Origin of the sequence: Labrys sedimenti (assembly GCF_034424805.1) — a bacterium.
Classification (GTDB): Bacteria; Pseudomonadota; Alphaproteobacteria; order Rhizobiales; family Labraceae; genus Labrys; species Labrys sedimenti.
Window position 1 is genome coordinate 100,163 of record NZ_JAXOUF010000004.1, and the last position, 22,790, is coordinate 122,952.

Sequence of the window (22,790 nt, forward strand, 5' to 3'; positions counted from 1 at the left end):
CCGCCGATCAAGCCCTCAGGCAGGAGTTGGCACGCCCCTGTTGCGCGCCGTGCTCTCGCGCGCGACCAGTTCATAACCCAGATCGATCAGCCGCGGTTCGACATGCTTTCCACCGATCCTGTCAATCAGCATTCTCATGGCCTTTCTGCCCATCTCTTCACGATGGGTCCTGACACTGGTGAGGCCGGGATTGGCCACCGCCATGATTTCCAGGTCGTTGAAGCCGCAAATGCCGAATTGCTGAGGGACAGCAAGGCGGCGGCGCTGGGCCTCGAAGAGAACGCCGACCGCAAGGTCGTCATTGTTGCAGAACACGGCGTCGGCGTCGGGCGCGCGCGCCAGCAATTCGGACATCAACTCGCAGCCCAGCGACACGGTGGAGGCCCGGGGCGTCGTGACGATGAGCTTTTCATCGAACATATCGGCCTCGTCCAGCGCCTGGACAAAGCCCTGGAGGCGCCTCTGCGTGCGCGGGTCCATACGCGCGCCCAGAAAAGCGATCCGCCGATAGCCGCGCTCGACCAGATGCCTCGTGGCAGCGAATGCGGCGCGATGATGCGAAAAGCCGACCATCATATCAAGGGGATCATGGCCGACCTCCATGATCTGGACGATCGGGCAGTCGGCCTGCAGGAGCTGGGTACGGGCTGCTTCCGATTGATCGATGCCTGCCACGACCAGGCCCGCCGGACGCTGACTGAGGAAGACGCGCAGCAACCTCTCCTCCTCGATCAGGGAATAGCGCGTATTGCCCAGCTGCACTCGAAAGGTGGTGGTCTCTGCCTCGGCATAGATCCCACGCATCACGTCCGCGAACACATTGTTGGTCACCGAAGGAATGAGCACGCCTATGACGTTTGTCCGGGCCGAGGCAAGCGCGCTTGCCGCGGGATCGGGCACATATCCGATATCGTCGACGATTTGCTGGATGCGTTGCCTGAGCTCATGAGAAACGGATTGCGGATTGCGGAGAGCACGCGACACCGTGATAGCGCTAACTCCCGCGACCTCGGCAATCTCGACCAATGTTATGCGTTTCTTGCCTAGACGTTTCTTAGGTTTTTTCATATTGAGGGCCCTGATGGCGTTTCCCATCATAAAGATAGAACTTGCAAAATGATTGCGCAATCATTAAAGGTTTCGACCAAAGTTGGGACGGGAGGAAAATGTGGCAAAGCCGGCATATGCGCTGGTCACGGGCCTCGTCGGTGCCGGTCGGCGGTTTGTGTGCTCCGTGAAGCGTGATCATCTTTCAATACTCGCCTAGACATCCCCGCCTTCTCCAGGGAGGCCGGTGGATCGTGCTTGATTTCGTCTCCAGGACTTGGGTCCGGCTCGCTGTCTATGCGAACCGCCCTCGGAATGAATTGCGGCCACTCAGAAAGGTCGTGACGAACGCCACCAACAAACGCTCACGGGAGGAGGACCCCGATCATGCATACGACACCCGCCAGCTCGCCTGCCCGGGCCGGTAGCCAGAAGGCACCTCCTGGTGCCTCTCGGACCCGCTATATCATCCTGGCCCTGTGTTTCGCCGGCCTGGTCATCAACTATCTCGACCGCGCGAATATGAGCGTGGCGCTGCCCTATATCGATGCCGATCTTGGCCTCAATCTCACCAACACCGAGAAGGGCCTCATCCTCGGCGCCTTCTTCTGGGCCTATGACGGCATGATGCTGATCGCCGGCTGGTTCACCGACAAGGTGGGCTCGCGCCGGGCCTTCACCATCGCGGCAATCTGGTGGTCGATCTTCACGGCGCTCACTCCCCTCGCCCGCGGCTTCTGGGGGTTCTTCGGCTTCCGCTTCATGCTGGGTGCCGGCGAGGCGCCGGCCTATCCGGCAGCCACCAAGGCAGCCTCGCGCTGGTTCCCCGTGGGCGAGCGCGCCTTGTCCACCGCCGTGATCGATTCAGGTTCTCGGGTCGGTACCGTGCTTTCGCTGCCCATCGTCACAAGCCTCCTCCTGGTGGCTACCTGGCATTATTCCTTCGTGATCCTTGGCGCGTTGGGCATCGTCTGGGCGCTCGTCTGGTACTGGTACTATCGCGATCCGGTCGACCATAGCGGTGCCAACGACCTGGAGCGCCAATATATCGCCGAGAATGGCGGGCGCACCGAAGCCAATGATGACAGCGAGGCCACCAAGATCCGTTGGTCGCAGCTGTTCGGCTACCGCACGGTCTGGGGCATGATGCTGGGCTTTTTCTGCCTCAACTTCGTGATCTACTTCTTCCTGACCTGGTTTCCCGACTATCTGAAGAATGCCCGCGGCCTCAATCTGAAGGAGCTTGGCACTCTCGGCATGTTGCCCGGCCTTGCCGCGGTGGTGACCGCCTGGATTGCCGGCGCCTATGCCGATAGCCTGATCCGTCGTGGAGCCAACGTCACCAAGGTGCGCAAAGTCGTGATGGTCGGCGGCCTGCTGGGCGGGGCTGCCATCCTGCCCGCCGCCTTCGCTTCTTCCATCTATCTGGCGCTGTTCTTCCTGGCGATCTCGTATTCCAGCCTGGCGATTGCGGCGACGGGAATCTGGTCGCTACCCGCCGACGTGGCGCCCAGTTCGCGCCATGTCGCCTCGATCGGCGGCATCCAGAACTTCGCCTCCAACATTGCCGGCATCATCAGCCCCTTCATGTTCGGCTTCCTGCTCGACATGTTCCACGGTGACTACACGCCGGCTTTTGCCCTGGCCGCCGGCTTTGCTGTGCTGGGCGCTTTCTCCTATGCCTTCATCGTCGGCAAGGCCGAGCCGCTCCCCCTGCCCGCTGGCACGGAGCGCTGACCGGCGGACTTGCCGGCAATTGACGTCGGGCAGCCGCCGCACATCTTCGGATGGTGCGGCGGTTTCTCTTTGCCCTTTCACTGCCAGATTGCCAGAAAGCTTCCGGTCGACTACGCACGTCATCGACAAGCGTTGGGGCGCCGAGGTTCGATTTTGCCTAAGTAAATACCGGTCTCTTCCTTTCCATCCCATCCACTTGGGTAGCCAGCCGGCAGCCCGGCGGATGATCATGCTCACTGGGTGGTGGTCCGAGACCGGTCTGGCTTGTCCGAATGTGCCCTGTGCACTGACCGCTGCCCCAACTCCTTTCCCAGCAGACATTGCCATGCCGCGCCCGTTCACGGGCCGCTCCGATCGCCATCTCGGTGAGCTTCCTCACGGAAGACCGAGACGGTATGTGCAATCTTCTCAAGGTCCGCTGGACCATCACGCCCCAAACCCCTCCGCGACCCTGGCTGGTCTGCGCCGGATGCGGCATCGCCCGCCCGTTCCGTAGCAGCGGCAAGGCAAGGCTCAACGCCAATGGCCGCCGGCTCGATGCCTGGCTCATCTATAAATGTACGGTTTGCGACAAGACCTGGAACCGACCGCTGTTCGAGCGTCGGCCGGTACTGGACATCCCACCGGACGTTCTCGCCGCCTTGCAGGCAAACGAACCGGCCTGGATCCGTCGCCAGGCCTTCGATCTCGCAGCCTTGCGATCGCATGCCTTCCATGTCGAGGAATCGACCGAGATCGACATCGACAGGCAGGTGCTCGAGCGGGCCGATGACTGGTCGATCCTGCTTGTGGAACTCGTCGTCGATCTCCCGGTCGGGATCCGCCTCGATCGACTGTTGGCACGTGAACTCAATCTGTCACGAACACGGCTGCAATCGAACCACCGCCAAGGCCGACTTCGTCTGGACCACAGCCATCCCGAGGCGTTGCGCAGGCGGGTGACGGACGGGACCTGCGTCAGGCTCGATCTTGGAGGGGAGACGAACCGTGCCATGATCGGCAACGCCGCCGCAGGTGGATCAGGGCCCTGAAGGATCCCCTGCTCACCGCCTGCCGGGAGCCTTGAACGGGCGCCGCGATAAGGTCCCGCGCCAGGAAGAGATGGCGCGGGGTACCGCAGTTGGATCAGATGGGCCGCGCCTGGGTCTGCCCGACGGGCAGTTCATCAGCCAAATCTTCTGCCACGCCGTCGAACAGCCGGGCAATGCGCCGGCGCTCGGCCTCGTCCTGCGGCAAGGCATAGGACAGCGCGACATAGACCAGTGTGTTGACGATCAGGCCAACTACGCCCGAAGTCATGCCCGCCAAGGCTGGAATGGCGACGGGATAGAGGAACTGCAGCACCACGGCCACCGCGAAGCCGGCGATCATGCCGCAGGCGGCACCCGCCGCATTGCCCCGTCGCCAGAAGATGCCGAGATAGAGCGCCGGCGCCAGCTGAACGATGCCCTGATAGGAGGCGAGCGCCAGGGTAAGCAGGCCGGCCGTGACATTGGCGGTCGCCACCGCCCCGGCCACCGCCAACAGGGTCGCGAGGATGATCGTGATGCGCGCGGTGCGGGTGTTGGTCGCCTCGTCGGCACCGCCGACATGGATGATATCCTGTGCGGTATGGGTGCCGACGGCCGCCGTGATGGCATTCACATTGCCGACCGTGGCGGCGAACACGGCCACACCCGCCAGCGCCAGCACGAACGGCCCGCCATGCCCGGCTGTCAGGAACCAGACATTGTCCGGAGCCTTCGCCACCTCCGGCAGCTGTGAGGCCAGCATGCTCATGGTCAGCATGATGGCGAGGAACACGAACATGAACGGCGCCGCCTTCAGGGCGGAGTTGCGCACCGCCTGGGCGCTCCTGGCAGTGAACAGGCGCACGAAGATATCGGGCCAGCACCACGAGCCCATCGCTCCGGTGAACACCAGCGAGAAATAATAGAGCGGGCCAAGCTCGCTGTTCAGGCCCGGCAGGCTGGCAAAGCTCTCCGGCAGGCCGGCAAAGCCCAGGCCCTGCGACATCAGCCAGACGATCAGGCCGAGCGCCACCAGCCCGCCGACGCCATAGGCGAAGATGCCCTGGATCATGTCCGAGATCACGATGCCGCGCATGCCCAGCCGCACCGTCCAGATCTGCCGGACGGCCAGTACCGCGATGCCGACGAAGACCGCCGTCGTCGGCGCAACGGCACCGAAGGACAGATAGGAGAAGACGAGGCCAAGCGACTGGAAGGCGAGCACCAGCCAGGGAAAGGCCGAGATCACGCCGATCACGGCGGCAATCACGCGCACACTGGTGGAATTGTAGCGCATGCCGACGAAATCGGCCTGGGTGCGCAGGTTGAAGGCCTTGCCCCAGTCGAACACGCGCTGCGCCATCAGGAACATGAACAATACGGCCAGCAGCGAATAGGAAATCACATAATAGCCGATCACCCCGGCCGAAGCGGAGAGCCCGGCGAAGGCGATGAAGATCGTTCCTGGCAGCCAGGTATTGAGGAAGGCCATGGTCTGGAACCAGGAACCGAAGGAACGGCCGGCCACCGCATAGTCGGTGAAGTCCCGGCCCTGCTGGCGGGTGCGTTCCAGCACCACGACGACACCGATGAAGAACAGGGCCAGCAGCCCGTAGCCGATCAGGAAGTCCATGGTCCTACTCCTCTTCCCGGTCCGGGCTCGCACGGTGCAGATAGGTCAGGCTGACGACCAGGAACAGGCCGCTGCCCATGAAGAAGAACATCGCCATGCCGAAACTGCCGCGCGCCATCGCCAGATGGATCGGCGGAAACAGCATGATGATCAGGTTGAGCCACAGCAAAAGGCGGCGGATCCGGCCAGAGTCAGTCGCTTGCCTCTCCATTTCGTCCTCCCATCTCGACATTCTCCTGCTGGGTGGGGGTGGGTGGCGCGTCGCCGTGCCCCTGTACAGAGCCCCGTCACGCGCCATTCTTTTTGTTCGTGAGATCCGTGCCACAGGGGCTACAGGCCGCAGGCCCCGACCACTGCGTCGACCAAGGCTTTCTGGTGCGGCTGCAGTTCCTGTCCGGGCAGGTCCTTCCAGAATGCCTGATAAGGATCCTCGACGCCCGTCTGCACACCGCTGAGTGTCTCAACCACGGCCAGGCCGCAGAAAGGCACGTAGAAGGGCGAATAGCCGCCCTCATGGCTGATCACCAACCGGCCACCGCAGATCGAAGCCGCCAGATCCATCAGACGACGAGTCATCAGGCGATAGGAGCCCGAGACCAGCATCATGCGGCCGAGCGGATCGGCATTGGATGAATCGAAACCGCTCGCCACCATGATGACATCGGGCTTGAAACGGGCGACCGCCGGCAGCACCACCCGGTCGAAGGCATCGAGATAGGCCCCCTCACCCGAGCCGGCGGGCAGAGGAATGTTGATGGCCGAGCCCTTGCCGGCACCGACGCCGCGATCACCGACCTTGCCGGTATCAGGCGGGAAATTGCCGTCCTGGTGCAGCGAGATGGTGAGAATGTCGGGATCGGCCTCGAAACAGGCTTCGGTGCCGTTGCCGTGATGCACGTCCCAGTCGACCACCGCCACGCGTTCGATGCCGAGCCTGGCCCGCGCATGGGCGATCGCCACGGCGACATTGGCGAACATGCAAAAGCCCATGCCCTTCTCCGGGCGGGCATGATGGCCGGGCGGACGCACCAGCGCATAGGCATTGACGACCTCGCCCTCAACCACGGCCCGCAATGCGCTGATGGTGCCGCCGGCTGCAAGGCAGGCCAGGTCCACGCCGGCAAAACCGAAGGGCGAGACGCCGTCGCCCATGTCGCCGCCACGGATGTCGGCACTGAGCGCCTTCATCTTGTCGAGATGCTCGCTCGTGTGGATGCGCAGGATGTCCTCGTCGCTGGCCTTGGTGATCTCGATGCGCTTCAGCGCCTTGGCGATGCCGGAGACCTCGACCAGCGAGGCAAAGCGGGCCTTGGATTCCGGTGACTCCACATGCTGCAGGGGCTGGATGAATTCCCCTTTCAGGAATCCGCCCGCCGTGCCGGTGTCGTGCCAGCCGAAACGCTCATGCCACACCCATCCCGTGGTCATCACAATTCTCCCTCGTCTGCATGTTTTCAGGCAGGCTAGCGCACGCAGACACGGCGGGAATGGTGCAGATGCACTATGGGCGCGGGGGAGCAACCTTGTGACGAGCTTCGTCCACGGCTACTATCATCGAAAATACATAATCCTCCATCCGGGGCCGGTGCATGTGACCTCCAAACTGTCCATGTTCTCGCAATTCGTGGTCGACCTTCACCAGGCCGGCCGTCGCGCCGACAAGGATGCCGATCTCGATCTGGCGGCCCATGCCCTCGAGCTTTTGCGCCCCCTGCTCGGTTTCGATTGCGCCTGGTATGGCTGGGCTCGTTTCCTCAACGATCGTACCACCGTGCCGGCCTCCTCCACGCTTGGCCTTCCCGAGGGCTTTGCCCCGTTCTGGTCGACCATGGCCAGCCAGGACCTCGTTGCCACCGCCTTGCGCCGGGATCGCGGCAGGGTCTGCATCTACGACCGCGGGCAGCCTCGGCAGACCGACGAGATGGCCGAGTTGTCGGAACGCTACGGCATCCGCAAATGGGCCTCCGCCATGCATAATCGGCCGGGGGCTGCCACTACCTTCTTCGTCTCGGTCTACCGCACCCGCTGCCTCGATCCGCATTGGGACGGAGAAGACCTGCAGTTCCTGCAATGCGCGGTCGACCACCTGTTCCTGGCGCTGCAGGCCAATTTCGAACGGCGCATCGCATCTGGACCAGGCGAGCGCGCGACGCTTGTGGTCGACGAGGCCGGCTTCGCCCATCTCGGCCTGGATCAAGCCCAAGGCTTCCTCAGGACCATCTGGCCCGGCTGGAGCGGCGATCGCCTGCCCCGGCCGCTCCGCCAGGTCGCGCTGCACCCCGGCATCCATCTGTTCGAGCACGAGGGGGTGGCGGTGAACTGCCGCAAGGATCGTGAAGCGGGCCGGCAGTCCAATCTCCTAAGGCTGGAGTTTTCGTTGCTGTCGAGGCTCGATCGCCTCTCTCCGCGCGAACGCGAAGTGGCGCATCTGCTCGCCGGCGGAGCAACCCACAAGCAGGCGGCACAGATGCTGGGCAGCGCACCTGCCACCATCCGCAACCAGACCCAGGCCATCTATGACAAGCTCGGCGTCCGCTCGCGCGCGCAGCTTGCCAGCGCGGTGCTGCGCTGAGCGCAGGCATATTCGGCTATTCTTGCCGGTGAAGTGGTAGATACCGCGACGGAACTCGTGCCTGCTAGCGATCGCAGCGCGGTCAAGTCGAGCACTCCGCTTTAACGCGAACCAGCGCCTTTTCAGGTCTGGACCATATGGTCGAAAATCTGATTCGACGGACAAGAGGTATAATCAAACCCGGCTTGTCTACGCAACTGCGGCCGGCCTGTTCTGAGAAGAGTGTCAGCAGCGCCATCCACCGATCTGACGAAACGGCACTTTCTCCTTTCTTGCCAAGAAGATGGGAAGAATTCTGTCGTTGCGATTCCCCTTTCAGGCAAGGCGCCTGAAGGATATCCTAGTTGCGTCGAACTTTTTGGTACGCCATGTATCGGCGCAGTTGCATCTCGATATTCGGAGGTATTGTAATACACCCTCCGAGGGGGCGCCTGGAGTGTCTTTGCACATTCTGGGTTGGAGAGGGGAAAAAAATGCCGGTTTTGCCGGAACCGATGACTGTGGCGGATCTCATCGATCTGCTGCGAGAACAGGACCCGAAGGCCTTGGTAACCATCGGCAATCCAAATACCGGGCCCGATTGCGCCGGCGCCCTGTTCGATGGCTTCGTTCGGCCTCAGGGCAAGTCCTTCCGCCATATGCCCTGGAGCCAGGTTCAGCATGAGGGATATCTGCCAGCGGTTGTGCTGGAGCGCTACGTACGGCGGAAATGAGCCTGGTTTCGCACGCCGGCGACCATGGCCTGCCCACGCTTCTCCGTCTCGCCCAGGCTTTTTTCCTTGCCCTGGCCGCACTCCGCGCCTACCTAAAGGGCCATGTATGAGGAAAGAAACAGTCAGGACAGCCCTGGCAATTCGCCCTCGGCTGGTGAGACGGTCTTTGCGTCAGCCCTATCTGAGCCCGATAAATGGGCGATTTTCCTGGATATCGACGGTACGCTGATCGATCTTGCCGCGACCCCGCTGTCGATCTTCGTCCCGCCGACTCTGCCGGATGACCTCGCGGCCCTGTCACGGCATCTGGGTGGCGCCATGGCGCTGGTCACCGGCCGGAACATCGTGCTCGCCGACGAATTGTTCGCCCCCCATCTTTTTCCCATTGCCGGGCTGCATGGTGCCGAACGGCGCGATGCGTCCGGCGCCGTGGACAGCCTCTCCGTCCCTTCATCTTTCGAGCAGCTCAAGCGCGACATCGCCGACGAGGCCGGCGCGTGGCCTGGCGTCGTGTTCGAGGACAAGGGCGCGGCGGTTGGAGTGCATTACCGCTTGGCGGCCGACCGCAAGCCCGATGTCGAGGCCTTGATGTCGCGCTTTGCGCCCATCGCTCCCGGCTGGACGCTGCAGCACGGCAAGATGGTGGTCGAACTGCGCCCCGCGCGTGCCAGCAAGGGCAAGGCGCTGGAGGCCTTCCTGCAGGAAGCGCCGTTCAAAGGCAGGATTCCCCTGGCGATCGGCGACGATCTCACCGACGAGGCGATGTTCGAAACCGTCAACAGCCTTGGCGGTCAGTCGATCCGTGTCGGGTCGACCGGGACCCAAACGCGTGCTCGCGCGTTCATATCATCGCCAGCAGCTCTGCGGGACCTGATCGCTCGCACCGCAGCCTAATTCGATTCAATCATCAATATTCGAAAGTTCCCATGGGTCGACTTGTCGTCATTTCCAATCGAGTTCCCGTCCCCGCACGCAACGGAGACGCCCCTGCCGGCGGCCTGGCGGTTGCCCTGAACGCTGCCTTGCAGGAGCGTGGTGGCATCTGGTTCGGATGGTCCGGGAAATCCAGCCCCGGTGCCGAGCCCCCTCCTCCCCGGTTCCAGCAGCAGGGCAACATTTCCTATGTGCTGACCGACCTGACCGAGACGGATGTCGAGGAATATTATCACGGCTTCGCCAATCGGGTGCTCTGGCCGATTTGCCACTACCGCCTCGACCTCGCCGAATATGGTCGCAAGGAAATGGCGGGTTATTTTCGCGTCAACCGCTTGTTCGCCCATCGCCTGGCGCCCTTGATCCAGCCGGACGACATCCTGTGGGTGCATGACTATCACCTGATCCCCCTCGCCTTTGAATTGCGGCAGATGGGCATCAAGAACACCATCGGCTTCTTCCTGCACATTCCCTGGCCTCCCTCGGATGTGATCGCCGCCATGCCCATGCATGAGGAGATCATCCGGGGCCTGTCTCACTACGATCTCATCGGCTTCCAGACCGACTACGACCTCGACAATTTCGCGGGCTATCTCGCTCGGGAAGGCATCGCCAGGAACCTGGGGGCGGGCCAGTTCGAATATCACGGCCTGCATTTCAAGGCCGCCGTGCATGGCATCGGCATCGAAACCAAGTCCTTCGCGCAGATGGCGCAGGTTGCGATCGGCAACACGGCCGTGCGCAAGGCGCGCCAGAGCGTCGAAAGCCGAGACCTCATTATCGGCGTCGACAGGCTGGATTATTCCAAGGGGCTGACCCAGCGCATCGACGCCTTCGAACGCTTCCTGCGCGCCTATCCGGGCTATCACAACAAGGTCACCTATCTGCAGATCACCCCGAAGTCCCGGTCGGAGGTGCCTGAATATGAGACGATGCAGAAGATGGTGGCCGAGGAGGCCGGCAGGGTGAACGGCGCCATGGGCACACTCGACTGGGTCCCCATCCGCTATGTCAACCGTTCGGTCGGCCGGCACATCCTGGCGGGCCTCTACCGCATCGCCAGGGTTGGCCTGGTCACGCCGCTGCGCGATGGCATGAACCTGGTCGCCAAGGAATTCGTCGCCGCCCAGGACCCCGACAATCCAGGCGTGCTCGTGCTGTCGCGCTTCGCCGGCGCTGCCCGCGAACTCAACGGCGCGATATTGGTCAATCCCTACGATACCGAAGGGACGGCTAACGCAATCGCTCGCGCCTTGAGCATGTCGCTGCAGGAGCGGCGCGAGCGCTGGCAGACCATGATGAACTTCCTGCTCGAGCATGACGTCTCGCACTGGTGCGACGCTTTCCTCGAGGATCTGACTCAGGACAAAGAGATGCAGGCGGCACCGATCGTGACCAAGGCGAGTGCCTGAACATGCCTTGAAAAAGGCTCTGAAAAACTCCAAGAAATTTAGATAAGATATTGGAACTAATATCTTATCTTTACCTCATGGATCGGGAGGGCGGCGGCGTCCCCTCCTCTCCTTCGGCCGGCAGACTTGGCACTCGGGCAGATGGCTTGCCGCATCGTGGGATTGCCGACTCTGGTCATTCCAAACCGGAATGTCCTCTTGCCCAATCATGGATATCGGGGCGCAGAAGGAAGCGATAGGGCTAGGTCTCATGCCTGTGGCGAATGAGAGCGCCTGCATCGGGCATCTGCGCAACAACCGTATCTCTTGGCGAGACCCTATCGTGCTGAACGACCTGCGCTCCCATGGCCTGTGGGAAAAGACCGCTCCCGGCGCGCCGCAAACCGAACCGCTCCATGGATCGGTCACCGCCGATGTCGCCGTCATCGGCGGTGGCTATACGGGGCTTTCGGCCGCCCTGCATCTGGCGGAGGCCGGGGCGCGCGTGCGCCTGCTGGAAGCCGTCGAGATCGGCTTCGGCGGCTCCGGCCGCAATGTCGGCCTGATCAACGCCGGCATGTGGGTCATGCCGCAGGATCTGCCGGGAGAACTGGGGCCGGTCTATGGCGAACGCCTTCTGCAGATGCTCGGCGACGCGCCGGCTGTGGTCAAGGACCTGATCGCCCGTCACGATATCGCCTGCGAACTCAGGACGAACGGCACGCTGCACTGCGCGGTCGGGCGCAAGGGGCTGCAGGAAATCGAAGAACGCGCCCGCCAATGGCACGCGCGAGGCGCGCCGGTCGAGCTTCTCGACGCCGGGGAAACCGCAGCGCGGGTCGGCACGCAGGCCTATGCCGGCGCCCTTCTCGACAGAAGGGCCGGCACGCTCCAGCCCTTGGCCTATGCAAGAGGCCTTGCCGATGCGGTACTGCGCCAGGGCGGCCACATTCATACTGGAAGCCCCGTCACCGATGTCGAGCATTGCAACGGCCGCTGGGTCGTGACCACCCCGCAGGGCCAGGTGACGGCGGCCTGGATCGTGGTCGGGACTGACGCCTATGGCCAGGGGCCTTGGGAAAAGGTGCGCAACGAGCAAGTGCATCTGCCCTATTTCAATCTGGCCACGGCTCCCCTTGCGCCGGCACTGCGCAAACAGATCTTGCCGGGTGGCGAGGGTGTCTGGGACACCCGCACCGTGCTCTCGTCTTTTCGCATGGATCAGTCTGGGCGACTGGTCTTCGGCAGCGTGGGCGCGCTGAGCAAAACCGGCGCTGCCATTCACAAGAACTGGGCCAAACGCGCCCTGCGGAAATTGTTCCCGGCCATCGGGCGGGTGGAATTCGAACATGAATGGTTCGGCAAGATCGGCATGACCGCTAATGCCTTGCCCCGCTTCCACAGCTACGGACCGCAGGCCGTCGGCTTTTCCGGTTATAATGGTCGTGGCATCGCACCGGGCACCGTCTTCGGCCGGGCATTGGCGGATCATATCCTCGGCACGATAAGCGAGGCGGAGCTGCCGCTGGCAAGAACCGACCTTACGCCGGCCGCCTTCCGGTCCTTGAAGGAGACCGGCTATGAAGTGGGCGCCCGGCTCGCCCACATGGTCGACGTGCGCCTCTAAGATTTTGAATAAAAAATTATATAAATCAGAAAATTATAAATAATTTTCAACCTAATGCATTAGCATTGACCATCAAGACGATCGTCTATTCGCCTTCGGGCGAGACCTGCGTACGGAGCCATTGCCGGAAGGCCAGCAAGGGCGGATGCATGGCACGATCGGCGGGCCAGACCAGGTAATAGGCCTCTGCACTCACCATCGGCAGGTCGAGGGCCCGGACCAGCCGACCTGTCTCGAGCTCCTCGAGGATGAGGAATTCAGGCAGAAGGGCGACCCCGAGCCCGGCGATCGCAGCCTGGGCGGCCGTGGCGAACTGGTCGAACAGCATGCCTCGCACCGATTGGGCCGGCGCGCCATGCAGGGCGAACCAGCGCTCCCAGGCATCAGGTCTGGTGGTCAGATGCAGCAGCGAGGCATTCCGGAGATCGGCGGCTGACTGGAAGCCGTACTGGTCGCGCAAGGCCGGGCTGCAGGCGGGCACCACGGTCTCGGAGCGGATCTTCTCCATTTCGCCGCCGGGCCAGTCCGAACCACCGAAATGGATGGCGGCATCGACGGGGTCCTGGCGGAAATCGAAATAGGACAGGCGCGTCACCAGATTGATGGTGATGCCGGGGTTGTGCGACAGGAATTGCGGCAGCCGCGGTGCCAGCCAGCGCGTGCCGAAGGTCGGCAGGATCGCCAGGGTGAGCGTGCCTCCCAGCGGATTGGCCCGAAGCATCAGCGAGGCGGTGCCGATCTTGCGCAGGGCATCTCGGATTTCCCGCGCATAGGCTTCCCCGCCCGGCGTAACGCTGATGGTCTGTTTTTCGCGGTGGAACAGCTCGACTTCGAGTTGCTCCTCGAGAAGCTTGATCTGCCGGCTGACGGCGCTTTGCGTCAGGTTGAGTTCCCTGGCTGCGGCTGTCACGCTGCCCGTGCGCGCCGCCGCCTCGAAGGCACAGAGCAGGGAGATCGAGGGCAGGAAACGGCGTGGCCCTTGCATCGCTTCACCCGCGAACCGACATGAGCCGCCCCAGAGACTGGACTATCGATGGGCACTTCCAACAGCAATGTCGTTTCATTGGGCTCCCGTTTGACTCGCAACCACACTCATTCCCATTCGGTATGAACTGTTGAGATAACATTGCTATCCAACCCGTGTCCACTGGCGCATGAAGCTCGACAACATGACGATTGCGAATGAGATCGTCGCCCAATCGAGCCGCAACGGGAGCCCGGGACATGGCCAACCAGACCTTCTTGCATCCGGACGAGATCCGGACCCTGTTCTCGACGGCCATGTCGCGGATGTATCGCAGCGAGGTGCCGCAATACGGCACGCTGATGGAGTTGGTCGCCGACGTCAACGAGGTCACCCTCGCCGACGACGGCGCCTTGCGGGAAACACTGACGCGCCATGACGAACTGGCCCGCCTGAGCCTCGAGCGCCATGGCGCCATCCGCCTTGGTACGGCCCGGGAGCTGTTCGACATTCGCCGCATCTTTGCCGTGATGGGCATGTTTCCCGTTGGCTACTACGACCTTTCGGTCGCCGGTGTTCCCGTCCACTCCACTGCCTTCCGCCCGATCGACGATGCCAGCCTGCGCCGCAATCCCTTCCGCGTCTTCACCTCGCTGCTCAGGCTGGAACTGATCGAGGACGCGGCGTTGCGCACCGAGGCAGCCCGCATCCTGGCGGCGCGGCGCATCTTCACGGTGCGCGCGCTCGAACTGGTGGCCTGCTTCGAAATGTTAGGCGGCCTGACGCCGGACGAAGCGCAGGAGTTTGTCGCCGAAGCGCTCGAGACCTTCCGCTGGCACGCCAAAGCCACGGTCTCACTCGGCACCTATGAGAAGCTGCACGATGCCCATCGCCTGATCGCCGACGTCGTCAGCTTCAAGGGCCCGCATATCAACCACCTGACGCCGCGCACCCTCGATATCGACGCCGTGCAGGCCGGCATGCCCGCCCGCGGCATCACTCCCAAGGCCGTCATCGAGGGTCCCCCCCGGCGCAAATGCGCCATCCTGCTGCGCCAGACCAGCTTCAAGGCGCTCGAAGAGCCGATCGAGTTCCGGAACGAAGGTGGCGACGCCAGCGCAGGCACGCATACTGCCCGCTTCGGCGAAATCGAGCAGCGCGGCATCGCGCTGACCCCGAAGGGACGCCGGCTCTACGACACCCTGCTGTCCGGTGTGCGCTCCGACGTGCGCGTCGGCCAGAGCGGTGCCAATGCCGGCGACTACCAGTCGGAACTCGCCGAGCGTTTCCGCGCCTTTCCCGACGAATGGTCCGAGCTGCGCGCCCAGGGCCTGGCCTATTTCCGCTATTCGGCGACCGCGCAAGGTCTTGCAGCGAGAGAGCGGAAGCAGCTTGCCGCAACCATCGACGAACTGGTCCAAGCCGGCTTCCTGCGCTTCGACCCGATCGTCTACGAGGACTTCCTGCCCGTCAGCGCCGCCGGTATCTTCCAGTCGAACCTGGGCACCGACGAGCAGCAGAACTATGGCGAGCGCTCGAACCGCACCGAGTTCGAACACGCTCTCGGCGCACCCGTCCAGGACGAACTCGTCCTCTATGCCGCGACCGAAAAACGATCGCTGGATCTGGCCCTCGCGCAGCTCGGCAATCCCCATTTGGCGATGATGGCCATCGCATAGGGACCGGTGCGGCCATGAATATGAGAGTGCAGGTCGACGAGAAGGCTGTCCCCCCGGGGCTCGATGCCTTCCTGTCAGCGTTGGCAGCCGCCGGCCTTGCCGGTGACATCGCGCGCGATCGTGCCACTCGCATCGTTCATGCCACCGACAACAGCATCTACCAGGTCGAGCCGGCTGCGGTGCTGTTTGCGCGCGGCGGTGGGGATATCGCCCGCATCGTCGGGTTGGCGGCCGAGCACGGCGTGCCCTTGTCTCCGCGTGGTGGCGGCACCGGCACCAACGGCCAGTCGCTGACGCGCGGGGTGCTGGTCGACACCTCCCGTCACATGAACCGCATCCTCGCGCTCGACCTCGAACGGCAAAGGGTGACGGTCGAGCCAGGCGTGGTGCTCAACCAGCTCAACGACTATCTCCAGCCTTACGGCTTGTTCTTTCCGCCGACCGTTTCCACCGCCTCGCGTGCCACCCTTGGGGGCATGGTCGCGACCGATGCCTCCGGCAAGGGCTCGCGCATCTATGGCAAGACCTCCGACTATATCGAGGCGATGGAGATCGTTCTTGCCAATGGCGAGACCTTCCAAGTCGAGGCAATGACCATCGCCGAGGCGCGCAGGCTGGCAAAGCGGGAAGACGCTGCAGGCCGCATCCATCGCGAAGTCCTGCGGGTCATCGAGCAGAACGAGGGGCTGATCGCCTCGACCTTTCCGGAGATGAACCGGGGCCTCACCGGCTACAATCTCAAGCAGGTGCTCGGGGAGGACGGCTGCTTCCGCCTGTCCTATCTGCTGGCCGGCTCGGAAGGCACCCTTGCCTTCACCACCCGCCTCACCCTGCGGCTGCGCAAGCGTCCCGTCTGCCGGGCGCTGGTTCCGATCCGCTATGACAGTTTCCAGGGCGCCCTCGTCGACGTCCAGCGCCTGCTCGAGGCGGAACCGGCCGCAATCGAGATTATCGACGACACGATCCTGTCCCTCGCCAGGCAGGATGTGGTCTGGGATGCGATCGAGAACGCCCTGGGCGGCAATGACGGCCAGCCGGTGGGCGGGCTGAACTTCGTGGAATTCGTCGGCGAAAGCCGGGAGGAGGTCGAGGCCGGCCTGGCCCGGCTGTCGCGCCTGCTGGCGGAGCAGCCCGGCATCGTCCTCGACTGGAAAATCGTCACCGACGCCACGACCATCGCCAGCCTGTGGTCCCTGCGCGAAAAGGCCGTCGGCCTGCTCGGCCGCCTCGGCGGCGGCAAGCAGGGCACGCCCTTCGTCGAGGATACCGCCGTTCCGCCCGAGAAGCTGGCGCCCTATGTCGAGGAATTCCGCGCCATTCTCGACAGCCACGGCCTTGCCTATGGCATGTTCGGCCATGCCGATGTCGGCTGCCTGCATGTGCGCCCGGCCCTCGACATGCGCCTGCCCGAGGATGCCGCGCTGATCAGGCCCATCAGCGATGCCGTCGCCGCCCTCACCCGGAAATATGGCGGGCTGCTCTGGGGCGAGCATGGCCGAGGCTATCGCGGCGAATATTCGCCCTTTTTCTTCGGCGGCAGGCTCTATGAGGAGCTGTGCGCCCTCAAGCGGGTTTTCGATCCGCTCAACCTGCTCAATCCCGGCAAGCTCGCCAGCGCCGATGCCGTCCTTCATCCTGTCGAGCGCATCGATGGAGTGCCGCTGCGCGGCGAGAAGGACCGTACCATCGCCGCCCCATTGCAGCGCGACTACGACAAGGCGATCGCCTGCAACGGCAATGGCGCCTGCTTCAATTGGGACAGACACGATGCGATGTGCCCGTCCTACAAGCTCACGCGCGACCGTCGGCACTCGCCCAAGGGACGGGCGGCGATGCTGCGCGAATGGGCGCGTTCGACCTCGACCGCCGAAACTCAGGTCGCCGCCGAGATCGAGGACGAGCTCAAGGCTTCACTGGACCTCTGCCTGTCCTGCAAGGCCTGTTCCAGCCAATGCCCGGTCAAGGTCGACATTCCCACGATGAAGGCGCGCTTCCTGCATCGCTATTTCAAGCGCCGCCGTCGGCCGCTGCGTCACCGGATCGTCGCCTCGATGGAAACCGGACTGGCCCTGGCCCGGCGCTTTCCCAAGGCTGCCAATCTCGGCCTGCGCCTGCTGACGGCCTCCGGCCTGGTCCACCGGGCAGGCCTCGCCGACCTGCCGCCCTTGTCCGTGCCGGCCTCGGCGCCGCGCCTGGAGCAGCGCGACCTTACCAGGCTGGCGGCCGGCGCCGGGCCTGACGAGATCATTCTCCTGGAGGACAGCTTCACCAGTTCCTTCGATGGCGTCGTCGTCGATGCCGTCGCCGGCCTGCTGGCACAATTGGGCTATCGCGTGCATCGGGCGGCCGCGGCGGCCAACGGCAAGTCGCGGCATGTCCTGGGCATGCTGGATGAATTCGACAAGGTCGCCGGTGCAGCCAAGGCCTATCACAGCCGGCTGCTGGCCACGGGATTGCCGGTCGTCGGCATCGAGCCGGTCACCGTGCTGATGCGCGATCACGAATATGCCGGTCCGGGCCTTGGCGAAGCGCTGCCGATCCGCAGCCTCGACGAATTCCTGATCGAGTCGCTCGAAAGCGGGCGGCTGGGGCAACCGCGCGCCCTCTCCCAATCCGGGCCCTATCACCTCTTTCCTCACTGCACCGAAAAGACGGCCCGGCCCGGAACCGGCCAGGCCTGGACGCGGATCTTCCGCCATTTCGGGCTCGAACTGGCTTTGCCCGCCACCGGCTGCTGCGGCATGGCCGGCCTGTTCGGGCACGAGGCCGAGCATGCCGGGATGTCGAAGGAGCTGTTCGCGATGAGCTGGGGCCCGCGCCTTGCCGGTCTCGCGCCCTCGAACGTTCTCGCCACCGGTTTTTCCTGCCGTTGCCAGACCAAGCGCTGCGCCGGCTTTTCACCGCTTCACCCGGCCCAGGCCCTGCTCGCTCATGTCGAGAGCCCGGCCCGATCGTAACAACCCGTTTCGTTTTTCCAGCAAGGAGACCACGATGACCGCCTCGTCTTCCCAGCGCCGTAGCCCGGCCGAGCCTCTCAGCGTCGCCTCGGACGCCATCGCTTTGCTCGTCGAGGTCGGCGTCAAGGCCGAGCTTTATACCGGCGGCAGCATCCAGGCCCGTTCGCCGATCACCGGCGAGACCCTGGCCGTCGTGAAGGAAACCAGTTCCGATGAAACGCTCGCGCGCATCGAGGCTGCCCATAAGGCCTTCCTTGCCTGGCGCAACGTGCCTGCGCCCCGGCGCGGCGAGCTCGTCCGCCTGCTCGGCGAGGAACTGCGCACCCACAAGTCGGCGCTGGGCCGGCTGATCTCGATCGAGGTCGGCAAGACCACGTCCGAGGGCCTGGGCGAAGTCCAGGAGATGATCGACATCTGCGACTTCGCCGTCGGCCTGTCGCGCCAGCTCTACGGCCTGACCATCGCCACCGAGCGGGCTGACCATCGCATGATGGAGACCTGGCATCCTCTGGGTGTCACCGGCGTGATCTCGGCCTTCAACTTCCCGGCGGCGGTCTGGTCCTGGAATACGGCGCTCGCTTTGGTCTGCGGCAATGCCGTGGTGTGGAAGCCCTCCGAGAAGACCACGCTGGTTGCGCTGGCGACCGAAGCGCTGGTCGAGCGTGCCCTGGCGCGCTTCGCGGCGGGAGGTGACGCGGCACCGGCCGGCCTGCATGGCGTGCTCTATGGCGACCGCAAGCTTGGCGAGATCCTCGTCGACCATGCCAAGGTTCCGCTGGTCTCGGCCACCGGATCCACCGCCATGGGCCGCGCGGTGGGGCCGCGCCTGTCCCAGCGTTTCGCCCGGTCTCTCCTGGAACTTGGCGGCAACAACGCCGCCATCGTCTGCCCTTCGGCCGATCTCGACCTCACCTTGCGCGGCGTCGCCTTCGCCGCCATGGGCACGGCCGGCCAGCGCTGCACCAGCCTGCGCCGCCTCTTCGTGCATGACAGCGTCTATGACACCCTGGTGCCGCGCCTCAAGCGCGCCTATGCCTCGGTCTCGATCGGCAGCCCGCTTGACGCAGGCACGCTCATCGGTCCGCTGATCGACGAAGCGGCCTTCAAGGCCATGCAGAAGGCGCTTGCGGCCGCAAGGCAAGCCGGCGGCTCCGTGCATGGCGGCGGACGCGTGGATCTCGGTTTGGAGGATGCCTATTATGCCGCTCCGGCCCTGGTCGAGATGCCGGCCCAGGTCGGCCCCGTGCTCGAAGAGACCTTCGCGCCCATCCTCTATGTGATGAAATACAGCGATCTCGATGCCGTGCTGGACGCGCATAACGACGTACCGCAGGGCCTGTCGTCCTCCATCTTCACCAATGACATGCGCGAGGCCGAAACCTTCCTGTCGGCACGCGGCTCCGATTGCGGCATCGCCAATGTCAATATCGGCCCCTCCGGCGCCGAGATCGGCGGTGCCTTCGGCGGCGAGAAGGAAACCGGCGGCGGGCGCGAGTCCGGCTCCGACGCCTGGAAAGCCTATATGCGGCGCGCTACCAATACCATCAATTATGGCCGCACCCTCCCGCTCGCCCAGGGCGTGAAGTTCGACGTCGAGTGAGGCTGTCACTTGTCTTGAGCCGGTTGCGGTTTGACGGAATCGGCAGGAATGGCGAAGACGCTCAGGACAAGGTGTGAGAGCGCAGGCAAGGCTTGCGCTCTAACGCATCTGCTCCCGGGTCGGCGAGGGCAGTCCGCCCCCGCCCATCGCCCAGACGAGAGGATTGCGTACCGATCGATGCCATGATCCGCGAGTTCAACTCGGGCGATCGCGAGCCTTGCGCCCGAATCCTGTCCAAGGCCGGGCGCCTGGCCTTTTATTGGGCCGATTGGCCGGTCTTCGACGGCCCCGGTTTCGATGAGGTCACGAAGGGCGAACGGATATTGGTGGCCGAGGCGCGCAATCAGGTCGCCGGCTTTGCCGCCATCTATAAGCCGGAGAATTTCCTGCATCACCTTTATGTCGATCACGACCTCGCCGGCTGCGGCATCGGGGCCGCCTTGCTCGGCGAGGCCGTGAAACGATACGGTCCGGCGCTGTCGCTGAAGTGCCAGACACGGAACCAGGCAGCGCGAAATTTCTATCGCAAATGCGGCTGGCTCGAGGACGACCAGCCTGGTGGAGCCGATAGGCTCGGCTCCTGGCTGTTCATTCGCAGTCCCGGGCCGCGTTGAAGGCCGGCGCCTCCCAGGGAAATCGGGCTACCTCGAAACAAAGCAGCACTCGACCGGCCGTGAATCGCGGCCGATTTCGAGCCTCGTTGTGCCCGCGGTGATGACGAAGGGCAGCGCGAGTTCGACACCCCGGCGGCGAACGGGCGCAGTGTCGGCCGCTTGTCAGCGATGGGCACGGACGCTTAGCTTCGACCGGCAATTTCGCGACGGAGCCGCCTCACGCCATGATGACTTCAGGTCGCCCAGATTTGACTGATATCCATGCCGGCGATTGGGTCGATCGCTGGTTGCCGGCCGATTGGCGCCCCTATGCGCGACTCGCCCGGCTCGATCGGCCGGTTGGCATCTGGCTCACGCTCTTTCCTTGCTTGGCCGCGCTGGTTCAGGCCTCCCACGGACGCCCCGAACCCTGGCTCCTGGCCGTCTTCGCTCTTGGAGCGCTGGCGATGAGAAGCGCCGGCTCGACGATCAACGACATCGCGGATCGTAGATTTGACGGGCATGTGGAAAGGACCAGGTTTCGCCCGCTGGCGAGTGGTCAGCTCGGGACAGGCAACGCCATGGGGTTCCTTGCCACAGAACTTGCCCTGGCTGCGCTGCTTCTCCTCTTCTTGACGCCCTACACCTGCCTCGTCGCCCTAGGTGTGCTGCCGCTCGTGTTCATCTATCCGCTTTGCAAACGTTTCACCCATTGGCCTCAGGCCGTCCTGGGCGCAGCGTTCAATTGGGGCATGTTAATGGCGTGGGCCGAAGTTTCCGGTACGATTCCAGCCGGGGCTATCGTCATGTGGATCGGCGCCATCGCCTGGCAGATTGGCTATGATACGGTTTATGCTTATGTCGACGTTGCCGACGATACGCGTCTAGGCCTGAAATCGACCGCGATTCTGTTCGGTCGAAACGGCAAGGCCTGCATCGGGCTGTTCTATGCCCTCGCCATCATGTCATGGTCGCTCGGAGGCTGGCTGCTGGGCATGTCAGCGTCCTATGCCGCCGTGATGGCGGTCATCGCCGCCCATCTGGCCTGGCAGATTTGGTGCATCGACCTTCAAAGGCCGGAGCTGAATTTTCGCCTCTTCCTGTCGAACATCCTGACCGGAATACTGCTGGCTGCCGCGGCATTCGCAGGAAGTTGGTGATGGACCTGCCCCGGCGAGCGCCAATAGGCTATCGTCATCGCCTCCGTATCGCGCCGTCCCAAATTAAGAGATCATGCCGATCGATCGCAGTCCCCCGCTTCCCGCGCGCTTTCCCGAAAGGCGCGACCAGACCTCGGGCTTCAACCTGGTGCAGGCGGCGGATCACAATCTGCGCGTCACCCTGGAGGCTTTGCGGCGCGGCGCCGCGATGACCCGGCTCGAACTCGCCCATGTCACCGGCCTCACCGTACCCGGCATCGCCAACATCCTGCGCCGCCTGACGGGCGACGGCCTGATCGAGATCCGTAGTTCGGCGCGCTCCACCTGCTTTGCCATACGGCCGGGCAGCGCTGTATCGATCGGCGTCGATCTTGCCGGCGAGCGTGCGCGGCTGATTGCCACCGATCTGGCCGGCACACCGCTCTTCACCGAGGACGGCCCCGTCGGCGATGCGACGGAAACCGCCGGCTGGATCCGCAAGGCCGTCAGCCGCCTGTCGCAGGTAGCGCCCGGCGGCCGCCTTCACGGCATCGGACTGACGGCAGGAGAGCAGGCCGAGCCGATCAGGGCCGCCCTCTCGCCCTATCGCGCCATCGTCGAACGCGACACCGTCGCCGCAGCCATCGGCGAGCGGCAGGGTGGCGTCGCCAAGGCAGATGACAGTTTCGTTTTCATCCTGCTCGGCTCGACCGTGCGGGCCGGCATGATCATCGCCGGCACGGTGTTCGACGGTGCCGAGCACAAGGCGGGCCTGGTCGGGCTGATGCGTACCGGCCGCGACGGGCGTTATCTCGACGAGGTGGCGGCGACCAGCCGCCTGCCCAGCCACGATTTGTCGGAAGCCGCCGTGCAGCAATGGCTCGATGAGGCCGCCGAGCATCTCACCGACATGATCATCGCCATGGCCGCCTTCATCGGTCCGCGCCTGATCGTGGTGGGGGGCCGCCTGCCGACGCCGCTGCTGGAAGCGCTTGCCACACGCCTGCAGATGCTGCGCCGAAGCCGGATGATCGACCCGACGCACCCTTTCTGGCTGCCGGAAATTCGCTGCAGCACATTGTCCGATCAGGGCGTCGTACAGGGGATCGCGGCGATCCCCTTCCTCGACATCCTGCTGCCGGACATGCGCCGGCCCTTCCAGCTGCGTTAAATGGCGTGTCAAAAAAGAAGCGGC

18 protein-coding genes are annotated in these 22,790 nt (G+C 64.0%); 13 read left to right on the forward strand and 5 right to left on the reverse strand.

What is annotated here, in order from left to right; genetic code table 11:
- Positions 1 to 15 precede the first annotated feature (15 nt).
- The gene (gene gntR / locus U1R88_RS15520) at positions 16 to 1,068 is read right to left on the reverse strand and encodes an HTH-type transcriptional regulator GntR (RefSeq protein WP_425545437.1); all 1,053 of its coding nucleotides are present in this window, start codon (positions 1,066 to 1,068) and stop codon (positions 16 to 18) included.
- Between the two features lie 366 nt (positions 1,069 to 1,434).
- On the opposite strand from gntR, the gene U1R88_RS15525 reads away from it, so the two are divergent.
- Together U1R88_RS15525 and U1R88_RS15530 are read left to right on the forward strand one after the other, a co-directional pair.
- Complete coding sequence (locus U1R88_RS15525) at positions 1,435 to 2,784, forward strand: MFS transporter (RefSeq protein WP_322432035.1); 1,350 nt, start codon at positions 1,435 to 1,437, stop codon at positions 2,782 to 2,784.
- Between the two features lie 395 nt (positions 2,785 to 3,179).
- On the forward strand, positions 3,180 to 3,815 hold the full coding sequence (locus U1R88_RS15530) for a DUF1062 domain-containing protein (RefSeq protein ID WP_322432036.1): 636 nt from the start codon (positions 3,180 to 3,182) through the stop codon (positions 3,813 to 3,815).
- A 94-nt stretch (positions 3,816 to 3,909) separates the two neighbouring features.
- Here the strand turns inward: U1R88_RS15530 and U1R88_RS15535 are convergent, their stop codons facing one another.
- The 3 genes from U1R88_RS15535 to U1R88_RS15545 all read right to left on the reverse strand — a co-directional run bounded on the left by U1R88_RS15535 (position 3,910) and on the right by U1R88_RS15545 (position 6,855).
- Entirely contained in the window at positions 3,910 to 5,427 is a 1,518-nt protein-coding gene (locus U1R88_RS15535; protein ID WP_322432037.1) for a sodium:solute symporter family protein, read from the reverse strand.
- A 4-nt stretch (positions 5,428 to 5,431) separates the two neighbouring features.
- A complete protein-coding gene (locus U1R88_RS15540) occupies positions 5,432 to 5,638 on the reverse strand; it encodes a hypothetical protein (RefSeq protein WP_322432038.1) in 207 nt (68 codons plus the stop codon).
- A gap of 119 nt (positions 5,639 to 5,757) precedes the next feature.
- Positions 5,758 to 6,855, reverse strand: a complete 1,098-nt coding sequence (locus U1R88_RS15545) for a class II histone deacetylase (RefSeq protein WP_322432039.1) — start codon at positions 6,853 to 6,855, stop codon at positions 5,758 to 5,760.
- Positions 6,856 to 7,018: 163 nt separating this feature from the next.
- Here U1R88_RS15545 and U1R88_RS15550 point away from each other — a divergent pair, with 163 nt between their 5' ends.
- The 5 genes from U1R88_RS15550 to U1R88_RS15570 all read left to right on the forward strand — a co-directional run bounded on the left by U1R88_RS15550 (position 7,019) and on the right by U1R88_RS15570 (position 12,663).
- Positions 7,019 to 7,999 (forward strand): helix-turn-helix transcriptional regulator, encoded by a 981-nt coding sequence (locus U1R88_RS15550; RefSeq protein ID WP_322432040.1) that lies wholly within the window; start codon positions 7,019 to 7,021, stop codon positions 7,997 to 7,999.
- A gap of 473 nt (positions 8,000 to 8,472) precedes the next feature.
- Positions 8,473 to 8,712: a hypothetical protein gene (locus tag U1R88_RS15555; RefSeq protein ID WP_068292309.1), complete on the forward strand. Its 240-nt coding sequence runs from the start codon at positions 8,473 to 8,475 to the stop codon at positions 8,710 to 8,712.
- Between the two features lie 102 nt (positions 8,713 to 8,814).
- Positions 8,815 to 9,606 (forward strand): trehalose-phosphatase, encoded by a 792-nt coding sequence (otsB, locus tag U1R88_RS15560; RefSeq protein WP_322432041.1) that lies wholly within the window; start codon positions 8,815 to 8,817, stop codon positions 9,604 to 9,606.
- A gap of 32 nt (positions 9,607 to 9,638) precedes the next feature.
- Positions 9,639 to 11,057, forward strand: coding sequence for an alpha,alpha-trehalose-phosphate synthase (UDP-forming) (gene otsA, locus U1R88_RS15565; RefSeq protein ID WP_322432042.1), 1,419 nt, complete (start codon positions 9,639 to 9,641; stop codon positions 11,055 to 11,057).
- 322 nt (positions 11,058 to 11,379) lie between these two features.
- A complete protein-coding gene (locus U1R88_RS15570; RefSeq protein ID WP_322432289.1) occupies positions 11,380 to 12,663 on the forward strand; it encodes an NAD(P)/FAD-dependent oxidoreductase in 1,284 nt (427 codons plus the stop codon).
- 85 nt (positions 12,664 to 12,748) lie between these two features.
- Here the strand turns inward: U1R88_RS15570 and U1R88_RS15575 are convergent, their stop codons facing one another.
- The gene (locus U1R88_RS15575) at positions 12,749 to 13,648 is read right to left on the reverse strand and encodes a LysR family transcriptional regulator (protein ID WP_322432043.1); all 900 of its coding nucleotides are present in this window, start codon (positions 13,646 to 13,648) and stop codon (positions 12,749 to 12,751) included.
- 239 nt (positions 13,649 to 13,887) lie between these two features.
- Here U1R88_RS15575 and hglS point away from each other — a divergent pair, with 239 nt between their 5' ends.
- The 6 genes from hglS (at position 13,888) to U1R88_RS15605 (ending at position 22,766) form a co-directional block, all read left to right on the forward strand.
- The gene (gene hglS / locus U1R88_RS15580) at positions 13,888 to 15,306 is read left to right on the forward strand and encodes a 2-oxoadipate dioxygenase/decarboxylase HglS (protein ID WP_322432044.1); all 1,419 of its coding nucleotides are present in this window, start codon (positions 13,888 to 13,890) and stop codon (positions 15,304 to 15,306) included.
- 14 nt (positions 15,307 to 15,320) lie between these two features.
- Positions 15,321 to 18,263: an FAD-binding and (Fe-S)-binding domain-containing protein gene (locus U1R88_RS15585; protein ID WP_322432045.1), complete on the forward strand. Its 2,943-nt coding sequence runs from the start codon at positions 15,321 to 15,323 to the stop codon at positions 18,261 to 18,263.
- Between the two features lie 34 nt (positions 18,264 to 18,297).
- Positions 18,298 to 19,863 carry an L-piperidine-6-carboxylate dehydrogenase gene (gene amaB, locus U1R88_RS15590; RefSeq protein WP_322432046.1) on the forward strand — a complete coding sequence of 522 codons (1,566 nt, stop codon included), beginning with the start codon at positions 18,298 to 18,300 and terminating at the stop codon, positions 19,861 to 19,863.
- Positions 19,864 to 20,045: 182 nt separating this feature from the next.
- Positions 20,046 to 20,477, forward strand: a complete 432-nt coding sequence (locus U1R88_RS15595; RefSeq protein ID WP_322432047.1) for a GNAT family N-acetyltransferase — start codon at positions 20,046 to 20,048, stop codon at positions 20,475 to 20,477.
- A 224-nt stretch (positions 20,478 to 20,701) separates the two neighbouring features.
- Complete coding sequence (gene ubiA / locus U1R88_RS15600; RefSeq protein ID WP_322432048.1) at positions 20,702 to 21,616, forward strand: 4-hydroxybenzoate octaprenyltransferase; 915 nt, start codon at positions 20,702 to 20,704, stop codon at positions 21,614 to 21,616.
- Between the two features lie 73 nt (positions 21,617 to 21,689).
- Complete coding sequence (locus tag U1R88_RS15605; RefSeq protein ID WP_322432049.1) at positions 21,690 to 22,766, forward strand: ROK family transcriptional regulator; 1,077 nt, start codon at positions 21,690 to 21,692, stop codon at positions 22,764 to 22,766.
- The last annotated feature ends 24 nt before the right edge of the window (positions 22,767 to 22,790 follow it).

Coding starts and splice junctions, on each gene's coding strand:
- gntR (WP_425545437.1), bottom strand. CDS start 1,068: ATGAAAAAACCTAAGAAACGTCTAGGCAAGAAACGCATAACATTGGTC.
- U1R88_RS15525 (WP_322432035.1), top strand. CDS start 1,435: ATGCATACGACACCCGCCAGCTCGCCTGCCCGGGCCGGTAGCCAGAAG.
- U1R88_RS15530 (WP_322432036.1), top strand. CDS start 3,180: ATGTGCAATCTTCTCAAGGTCCGCTGGACCATCACGCCCCAAACCCCT.
- U1R88_RS15535 (WP_322432037.1), bottom strand. CDS start 5,427: ATGGACTTCCTGATCGGCTACGGGCTGCTGGCCCTGTTCTTCATCGGT.
- U1R88_RS15540 (WP_322432038.1), bottom strand. CDS start 5,638: ATGGAGAGGCAAGCGACTGACTCTGGCCGGATCCGCCGCCTTTTGCTG.
- U1R88_RS15545 (WP_322432039.1), bottom strand. CDS start 6,855: ATGACCACGGGATGGGTGTGGCATGAGCGTTTCGGCTGGCACGACACC.
- U1R88_RS15555 (WP_068292309.1), top strand. CDS start 8,473: ATGCCGGTTTTGCCGGAACCGATGACTGTGGCGGATCTCATCGATCTG.
- otsB (WP_322432041.1), top strand. CDS start 8,815: ATGTATGAGGAAAGAAACAGTCAGGACAGCCCTGGCAATTCGCCCTCG.
- otsA (WP_322432042.1), top strand. CDS start 9,639: ATGGGTCGACTTGTCGTCATTTCCAATCGAGTTCCCGTCCCCGCACGC.
- U1R88_RS15575 (WP_322432043.1), bottom strand. CDS start 13,648: ATGCAAGGGCCACGCCGTTTCCTGCCCTCGATCTCCCTGCTCTGTGCC.
- hglS (WP_322432044.1), top strand. CDS start 13,888: ATGGCCAACCAGACCTTCTTGCATCCGGACGAGATCCGGACCCTGTTC.
- U1R88_RS15585 (WP_322432045.1), top strand. CDS start 15,321: ATGAATATGAGAGTGCAGGTCGACGAGAAGGCTGTCCCCCCGGGGCTC.
- amaB (WP_322432046.1), top strand. CDS start 18,298: ATGACCGCCTCGTCTTCCCAGCGCCGTAGCCCGGCCGAGCCTCTCAGC.
- U1R88_RS15595 (WP_322432047.1), top strand. CDS start 20,046: ATGATCCGCGAGTTCAACTCGGGCGATCGCGAGCCTTGCGCCCGAATC.
- ubiA (WP_322432048.1), top strand. CDS start 20,702: ATGATGACTTCAGGTCGCCCAGATTTGACTGATATCCATGCCGGCGAT.
- U1R88_RS15605 (WP_322432049.1), top strand. CDS start 21,690: ATGCCGATCGATCGCAGTCCCCCGCTTCCCGCGCGCTTTCCCGAAAGG.